The following is a 7,546-nucleotide window of genomic DNA, read 5'->3' on the forward strand; positions in this document are numbered from 1 at the left end:
ATATCCCCCTAACTCTTACAAGCTAGGATTATTTTCATATAAGGTGGCTCACTTTTCAATTGCGATGGTGGTTCACTTTTAGGTTAACAAATACAAAGGATTGGAACGATAGAACTTTCGAGAGTTTTAGATGATCATTTAGAAGATATTGAGATATTACTAACAATTCTAATTGGTGTATCAGTGCTATTGATCGTTTTGGCAGTCTTCTTTGGAAAAATAACTTCTAGAATATTTTTAAGACCCGTATCTGTCATAGGAACTACTATGGATAACATTCAAAAATATGGGCTATTCGAGAAGATACAACTTCCTCAAAAGAAACATGATGAGATATTTCAGTTAGCAGATAATTTTAATCGTATGATTGATTATTTAGAAGAAATCTTTCAAAAGCAAGAGCAATTTATTAGCGATGCGTCTCATGAGTTAAAAACTCCATTAACGGTGATTGAAAACTATGCCTCTATGTTAAATCGCTGGGGCAAGGATAATCCGGATCTACTTAACGAAGGGATTGAAACTATACAGGATGAATCTAAACGCATAAAGAATATGGTGGAACAACTCCTTGACCTGGCTGCAATCAATAAACAACCGTTTGAGATAGAGGTTATTAACATTACAGAGCTATGTAAACAAACAGCCAAGCGTCTTGAAGTTGCAACTAACCGGTCTATTCGAGTTATCAATGATTCTAAATCCATCTTGGGTCTTTCGAATAAGGAAAAATTTGTACAGATTTTATTTATTTTATTAGATAATGCTTTGAAATATAGCCAGAAAGAAGTTACAGTGAAAGTTTCTCAAAATGAAGATAGGGCTGTGATACAAATTATGGATCAAGGAATTGGTATTCCTGAAAATGATATCCCTAGATTATTTGAGCGCTTTTACAGAGTAGATAAATCTAGAACACGAGCCACTGGAGGCAGGGGCTTAGGTCTTGCAATTGCGTACTCACTCATAAAACAAAGTGATGGTTTTATTTCTATTGAAAGTGAACTAAACAAAGGAACAATAGTAACCGTTACACTGAAGGCTAGTATGTAACTATTTAAGAAAAAACCTAGTATTTTCTAATGAAATTCTTACCATTATCCAATAGTCATCTTAAATTCCCTTGCTACACTATCCATATAGAATATTTGTGGAGGGATATAGATGAAATCTGGGAAGAAAATAACTATACTTGTTGGATTAACACTATTGATTGGAATCGGGGCTGTAGTGCTGTTTTATAACTTTAAGGATGACACAAGAGGGTATCAAAATTACCAAACAGAAGCGGACCTTAAAACGACTACTTCTAATAGTACGACTTTAAATCAGAATTCGACAACTCCTAGTAGTTCAAACTCACCGTTTATTGGAGTTGAGGGAAAAGTCATGGAATTAACAGAAGACAATATCACTATTGGTGTGCCCCTTCAAGGAACAAAAACCTTTACCATCAATAAAAGTACAAAAGTCGAGGATTTATTTTCACCTCTAAAAAAAGGTGTGCTAGCAGATATCAATGCAAATGGTGAGTTAGCCTACCATATTGAAACAGAGAATACTGTGGATGCTTATGGAATGATTGTTAAGATTACAGATAAAGATGTAACGATTGATTATAATGGCAATCAAGAAACCTTTGTAAAAGCTTCCAATTTTCGAATGGATACAGAGGGATATAGAGGTACATTAGAAGGCCTCACGGCTGAAATTACTCTTAATAGTCAATTTCAAATAATAGATCTTGAGACAGATTTAGACTATGAGGACGATGATGATTAATTATCAAAATTATGTCTTAAACTATCTTTACCCCGAATCGGCTTTGTTAGTGATTGGACCGTGTATTTTTTATTGATACACATTTATCTGCTAATCAGAAAAGATATCTTAGGTTATACTTGATCACTACATTATTTCACTTATCCAATCGTATATTACATCGACCAAAAAGTCTGATTTGCTTTTAAAAGAAAGTAAAAAACTGCTTCTATACAAATCGTGACAAGGAGTGGTTCAAGCGAATATGCCGAATGGATTCTAAACCGCTCTCTTCCAGTTGGTCAGATTAGCGACCGGTGGTATTTGTTTCATAGCCTAATAAAAAGAGTGATTTTTTATTTTTATAAAAAGAATGGCTGTAACCCTTTAATTTTAAACAACTTTAATAGCCTTCCATCAGTTGAATGATGGAAGGCTATTAAAGTTAATAAGGTAACATTAGATGATTTTATTCTTTAGTGATAGCCCCTATTCATGGGTGTAGACTTCCCTGTCGTTACAGCGACAGAGGTTAGTAATGTGCGTTTCTCACGAGGGTTCTCTTTTTTCTCATCAGAAGCTTTTCTGCTGATTCGTTACTCTATCTTAGACTGTTTTTTATTGCGTTTTTTTAGTTTCGTAAAGGATATAATCGAAAAAGTGCGCTTCTTTTAAAATACCGTTCTTAACCAGCTGGGTGGATCGCTCGTGAACTTCTTCAGCAAGCTGTCCATCACCTGTTGTGCGAAAATATTCTTCTAAGTAAGCGTAGACAGCAAGGGATTCATATTCCACTGCAGGTTCAGCTGTCTTTCTGAAATACTGCCCCGCAATACGACCTTCTGCTTTCCACTCTTCTATAATCCATTTATGAAAAGCCCGGGACGGTTCATGCACGTTTTCCCGATTGATTGCTATAAGCAGTTGGTCAATCATATGGATTTTCGCCCCATAACTGTACGTTCTTTTGGTCAGATCATAATACTCTGGAAAGAACACCTTCTTTTCATCAAGAGAAGTTAAAATTTCCTTGGATGGAACGGTTTTTTTTAATACATAAAAAAAGTCAGGCGTTAAATAGCTTAGAGTCACCCGTCGTGCTGACTCATTATATGCCCAATCTACATAATCAACATAAATTCCATCTGCAGTTTGTTGTCGCTCAATTGTTCGGGCCAGCTTATTCGCCAGCTCAGCATATTCATTCTCTCCAAACTGGGAGGCCCCTTTTCGAAGTGCTGCAATAATACGTACATCATCAATAAGTGCATTGGTATTTGCATTTTCCTTTAACACCCAGCTAATATACAAAGCGTTTTCTTTTTTTACAAAGAAATGATTTTTCAGCTGTTGCACCAGTACATTAAATGTCTTTTGATCATCGATAAGCAGCAAATAATTCATATACAAACCTATACTTTCCGATAAATATTGCGAATGAGGATTATTGGGATAAGCATAAATAAGATGATCGTCGTCTGTATATGTTTTCTTTATATATTTTTGCACGTCATTGTCCTCTGCACTCTGCCATACTACTGCAGCTGCCAAACCAATCAGGCACAACGAAACAGCGAGAACAACTGTTATGACAGCCTTTTTCATCATCTGCCGCCTTTCTGTTTAAATCGAGTTGTTTTGTCCCAAGCAATTGTCGTGCCGCGCAGCCGGTTAACGGTATACGAGAAGGCACTCCGAATGAGTAGGACCAAAAACAGCTGTGCGTACGTAAAATACATAATTAAAATAAATATAACATTGATAAATGATACATTACGGTCAATAACAATAGCGCTCAGCAATTGTGCTGTGTAAATGATATAACTCATAAACCAAAGCATTAAAAGTGGTGCTGCAATATGCGGCAGTTCCATTCCGAGCAGGCTCATAACAAAGAAAGTATCTGAAAAAGCCAGCAATACGACAAAGATAAGGTACGTCAGCAAATGCTGAATCGTTAAAATAAATGTTTTGCCTTTCCAATGAATAAGTTCACGGAAAGACTTTTCAAGCAAATATAAGTTTCCTGTCAGCCAGCGAGTCCGCTGTCTGATAAAAACAGAAATTTTTTCAGGTTCCTGTTCCCATGTTCGTGATTCAGGTACTACAGGAAGCACCCAGCCTGCTGCCGTTATCCGGATCGTCAACTCCGCATCTTCTGCCAGTGCATATGAATCGTAATAACCAAGCTCCTCCAGTACTGAACGACGAAGCAGCATGTTGGTGCCAGCCAAAGAACCTAGTTTAAAAAGAGCCCATCGGCCGCATTGCATAAGAAGCTGGAATACTTGAAACTCCAAGCTGATCATTCGTGTTAAATAGTTTTTCTCTGAATTTATGGTTTTTACATAGCCAACCGCACCCGCTGCGTTTTTGGTTGTTTCTGCTACTTCCATTAGTTTTTGAAGTGCATCCGGTTCTGGCTGATTATCAGCATCATAAACAATAAAGTATTCCGACTCAGAAATGCTTAATCCATAATTCAATACACGTGACTTTCCCTTTGGTTCCCCTTCCGGCACAGTGATGTAATGAATATGTGAAAAGAGATCAGAAAAGCTTTTGGCTATCTCTGCTGTTTCATCACGGGACTGATCATCCAGTAAGTAAATGTCAAGCTTACCTGGATAATGAAGCCGGGCCATAGCACTCATTGTCTGTGCTAGTACAACCCCTTCGTTATGAGCCGGAATCAATACAGCTGTACTCGGATAATACTCCAGCCGGCCAGGCAGTTGATGACGAATACGATACCACAATCCCCCGATCGTAGTTAGTGAATAATACATGAGCAACAGCCAGAAAAAAAGCATGATCACCATTAAAATACTACTCATCTGTTTTCTCCTCAAGAGACTCAGCTGCCTGCTGTACGTTATCAATCAGTTGTTCTTTAAAAAGAAAGGGCTGCTTCGTTTTATTAAAAATAGTATTTGCTCGTTCAATCATCCGCTTTTTTACAATCTCTACACCTTGTCTATTTGTATTTTGAAGTAGAACCATTACTGAAGAGGGAGAGGATGTGACGATATCATATTCCACTCTAATTGAATGAAGTGCGAGTTTCTCCAATGTTTCGCGAACACTCTGTTTTGTGTAGTCGCTTATGGGTAAAAAACAAAGCTGCAACAGCCACGCCTGTTCGTTGCGGCGTTCTGTCCCTTTAAGAATTATTTTCGCCTGATCTAAAAATTCATGGTTCGTTAAAATGTTAGAATGAGGCATATACTTCTCAAGAGCTTTGACCTTTGCGATTAAATCGCGATTTTTAGTCCCAATTGATTTAATATAATACAAGAGAATCCAATATAAGAGTAAGAAGGTTGTTACAAGCAAGTGAAGAAACATAAAAGAAATCTGCTGATCTTCTGAATTATGTCTCCAAAAAGCAATGCCAGTCAAAAAAGCGCCAAACCCGATTGTTACAGTAATTGCATATAAAAAAAGAAATTTTTCATGCAAAAGAGCCATCACAACAAGAGAAATAGCAATCAAACCTAAAGCTTCCGTGTAAAACGGAAAAGAGTTGGATAAGATAGCAACAAGACATGCCATCATACCAACCATCATAATAGAAACTGTGGAAGAATTGATCATATTTGTAACCTTCTCCTTTTGTAAAATGGACACAAAAAAACCGTCCACAAAAATTAAGGACGGTTGCGCCACTCGCTCCCAATCTACCAGGCGCCCAAATAAGGTAAATTGTTCCTAGCATCCACTTTTTATATTAAAAAATAAAGGTTATGTGGTCAACATTAATTGTCAATAAATTGATCATATTTTTTTATGATATATCTTGAGACGTTATACCTTCTTAAGAGCTGTCTATCTTTCTTACAAGGAGATTATGGAAGTATCAAATAAATTAGCACTATAAAAACTGTAGATCCTTAACTTATTTTAAGAGTATCACTAGAAAATAGAGGAAGGATTTTCCCTAATGTTCAAGAATTTACAAGTATGAAAAACAGTCTGGAATCCTGTAGTGTATGCTGACCCTAATGGTAAAGCGGCTGCAGCAGTAGTAATTTATTTTATACCCGGAATAGGAGAAATGGCATTACTGGCAACTTGAGCTGTTGTATTAGATGGAGTAATATACACAGCAGACTCATGGCTTTCTAAAAAAGTTGCGGAAAAAGCTGCTAAAATAATCCTGAAAAATTGAAAGAAGAATTAGGTACAGGATTTGCTCTGGAAAAAATGTTTTGGTCTTGTGGATATCATATTTTATTAGATGAAAAGAAAATAATCGTGGTAGATCCAGGAAATTCAGAAGAATAATTATTGCTGTATTAGTTCAAGATCAACACATAAAGTGTCATGTTGCTTGGATTGACTTTGTTTTTATATGCTTTAATATATGGAGGGTTATTAGCCTGATTGGAATTTAATATGTAGACAAGGGTCGCCTTAAGGCGGTTCTTTTTCTTAAGGAAATGTTTATTTTTAGTATACCCTAGAGAAACATCCGGAAATGTAGTAATATCAAGGAGTTGGAGTGTTTCCTATGGGTTGTTTCCTAACTATTTTAAAAAAAGAGCATGAAAATAACCAATGTGTAAACATGGAGGGTAACGTATGAGATTTATCGTAAAAGCCTTTGATAGTGAAGGCTCGGAAATGGAATTTGAAAACACAGCTATTGGAGAAGAAAAAGAAGTGAGCTTTGAGAATGAAGAAGCAGCTAAAGCCTTCATTGAGGGAATCAAAATTAGTTTGCCCAATACCTGGCAATATCGAATTATTCCAAAAGAAGATGAAAAGAGATGATTTTTGGTTATGCACGGGTAAGTTTCACTGATCAGAATTTAGATCGCCAGTTGAAGGAGTTAGAAGCATTCGGGTGTGAGAAGATTTATTCAGAAAAGCAATCTGGAAAGGATTTTTCACGACCTGTCTACCGTGAAATGAGATCCAAAATGAGGTTTGGAGACGTGCTGGTTGTTCATGACCTCAGCCGTTTTGGAAGGAACAAAGAAGAAATAAGAAGCGAGTGGAAGGCGATGATCGATGAGGATATAGACATTGTGGTCCTCAATATGCCGATTCTGGACACAAGAAAATACAAGGAACTTGAGGGAGTTGGCCAGTTGGTTTCCGACCTTGTTTTAACACTCTTATCATGGATGGTGGATGAAGAACGAGACCGAAGCAGAACGGCACAGCGTGAAGGCATTGAAATTGCAAAGAAAAAAGGGGTTTATACAGGCAGAAAAAGAAAGTATCATGCTGGCGCGGTCGGTAAGGATAAAATTGTTTATGATAAAGTGGTCCAATTATTGGACGCCGGTGAAAGCGTCATGGACATTCACCGTGAAACAGGTCTTTCGCGAAAAAACATTTATGCTATTAAGAAAGAGATCGAAGCATGTACATCTAGTTAATATTCGAATGTTTTTGTATTAAAAAAAGCAAGAGACCTTATAAGAAAACATAAAAAGCCGTCCGGAGTGCCTGGACGGCTTTTTACAAGAAGAAGGTAGGTAACGTGTTGTGATGGTCCTGTAGTTTCCTCTATGTGTTTTTTAAATTACCCTTTCTCATTACTGTAAACCTTTTTGTTTTTTTCTTCTGCCAGTGTGCAGCTCACTTGCGAATATGTTTTTTAATTAAGCTGCTCCGAGTTCACCTAAAAGTCTATTTCTTAAAAGGTATGTTTTTACTTTTGGAGCTAGTATAGATGTATGGACACAGTTTAATTAAGTCCTTACAATTATTTTGAGAGGATGTGTCCGAAATGGAACGTAAGCCTGCAGGCAAAAAATATAATGATGACTTT

General features: G+C 36.9%; 7 protein-coding genes and 1 riboswitch. Of the genes, 4 read left to right on the plus strand and 3 right to left on the minus strand.

All coding sequences use genetic code 11. The features are described from left to right. Positions 1-183 precede the first annotated feature (183 nt). Positions 184-1,053: a HAMP domain-containing sensor histidine kinase gene (locus B1A98_RS19505; RefSeq protein WP_082821781.1), complete on the plus strand. Its 870-nt coding sequence runs from the start codon at positions 184-186 to the stop codon at positions 1,051-1,053. 111 nt (positions 1,054-1,164) lie between these two features. After that, positions 1,165-1,782 carry a hypothetical protein gene (locus B1A98_RS19510; RefSeq protein ID WP_052477426.1) on the plus strand — a complete coding sequence of 206 codons (618 nt, stop codon included), beginning with the start codon at positions 1,165-1,167 and terminating at the stop codon, positions 1,780-1,782. A gap of 597 nt (positions 1,783-2,379) precedes the next feature. Here the strand turns inward: B1A98_RS19510 and B1A98_RS19515 are convergent. From B1A98_RS19515 to B1A98_RS20260, 3 genes are read right to left on the minus strand one after another with little or no spacing between them, the layout of a single operon-like run. Then, entirely contained in the window at positions 2,380-3,369 is a 990-nt protein-coding gene (locus B1A98_RS19515) for a hypothetical protein (RefSeq protein WP_125474373.1), read from the minus strand. Next, positions 3,366-4,598: a glycosyltransferase family 2 protein gene (locus tag B1A98_RS19520; protein WP_041114473.1), complete on the minus strand. Its 1,233-nt coding sequence runs from the start codon at positions 4,596-4,598 to the stop codon at positions 3,366-3,368. Before B1A98_RS19520 ends, B1A98_RS19515 begins: the two co-directional genes overlap by 4 nt. After that, the gene (locus B1A98_RS20260; RefSeq protein ID WP_041114472.1) at positions 4,591-5,358 is read right to left on the minus strand and encodes a hypothetical protein; all 768 of its coding nucleotides are present in this window, start codon (positions 5,356-5,358) and stop codon (positions 4,591-4,593) included. Before B1A98_RS20260 ends, B1A98_RS19520 begins: the two co-directional genes overlap by 8 nt. Before the next feature lie 48 nt (positions 5,359-5,406). Further along, positions 5,407-5,490: riboswitch (cyclic di-GMP riboswitch) on the minus strand. Positions 5,491-6,345: 855 nt separating this feature from the next. On the opposite strand from B1A98_RS20260, the gene B1A98_RS19525 reads away from it, so the two are divergent. Both B1A98_RS19525 and B1A98_RS19530 read left to right on the plus strand, forming a co-directional pair. Beyond that, positions 6,346-6,537, plus strand: a complete 192-nt coding sequence (locus B1A98_RS19525) for a hypothetical protein (RefSeq protein ID WP_041114471.1) — start codon at positions 6,346-6,348, stop codon at positions 6,535-6,537. Then, complete coding sequence (locus tag B1A98_RS19530) at positions 6,534-7,151, plus strand: recombinase family protein (RefSeq protein WP_063385345.1); 618 nt, start codon at positions 6,534-6,536, stop codon at positions 7,149-7,151. The genes B1A98_RS19525 and B1A98_RS19530 overlap by 4 nt, the downstream gene beginning before the upstream one ends. Positions 7,152-7,546 lie beyond the last annotated feature (395 nt).

The sequence above is a fragment of the Pseudobacillus badius genome (genome assembly GCF_002189605.1).
Taxonomy (GTDB): domain Bacteria; phylum Bacillota; class Bacilli; order Bacillales; family Domibacillaceae; genus Pseudobacillus; species Pseudobacillus badius.